At 76.6% G+C, this 646-nt stretch carries 1 CRISPR repeat array.

Features of this window, described 5'->3' with window-relative positions:
• Nucleotides 1-6: 6 nt before the first annotated feature.
• Nucleotides 7-584: a CRISPR direct-repeat array (repeat unit 28 nt; unit sequence GAACCATCCCCGCGGGTGCGGGGCCGAC).
• Nucleotides 585-646: the final 62 nt, after the last annotated feature.

Here is a 646-nt window from a genome sequence, read left to right as displayed (position 1 = left end):
TTCCAGGAACCATCCCCGCGGGTGCGGGGCCGACACCCTGTAGACGTTGGCGAGGCTCTCGGCGGCGGAACCATCCCCGCGGGTGCGGGGCCGACTCCTCGCCGGACGGCCGCAGCGTCCGCCAGATCGAACCATCCCCGCGGGTGCGGGGCCGACGGCTCCGCGCGGCCCGTGTCGGGGCGCGGCTGGGAACCATCCCCGCGGGTGCGGGGCCGACTGGCGGTGGTCCTCGGCGCGGCCGCACCAGCAGGAACCATCCCCGCGGGTGCGGGGCCGACAGGCCGCCCGCCGCGCCCGGTGCGCTCCGGCCGTGAACCATCCCCGCGGGTGCGGGGCCGACCGGCGCGAGCAGCTGCTCGACCATGGCGGCGTCGAACCATCCCCGCGGGTGCGGGGCCGACTTGCCCACCGTCAGGACGAGCGCGGGCTGGTCGGAACCATCCCCGCGGGTGCGGGGCCGACCCAGGCGTCGGGGGTGAAGTCGTCGAAGTGCTGGAACCATCCCCGCGGGTGCGGGGCCGACGGCCGTACGTCCTTCGTCGTGCTGCCAGGTGAGGAACCATCCCCGCGGGTGCGGGGCCGACCGTCCGGGCGGCCATCTCCGCATACGTCGACAGGAACCATCCCCGCGGGTGCGGGGCCGACG

It is taken from the genome of Actinomadura rifamycini DSM 43936 (assembly GCF_000425065.1).
Classification (GTDB): domain Bacteria; phylum Actinomycetota; class Actinomycetes; order Streptosporangiales; family Streptosporangiaceae; genus Spirillospora; species Spirillospora rifamycini.
This window is presented reverse-complemented; position numbering and strand designations above follow the sequence as displayed.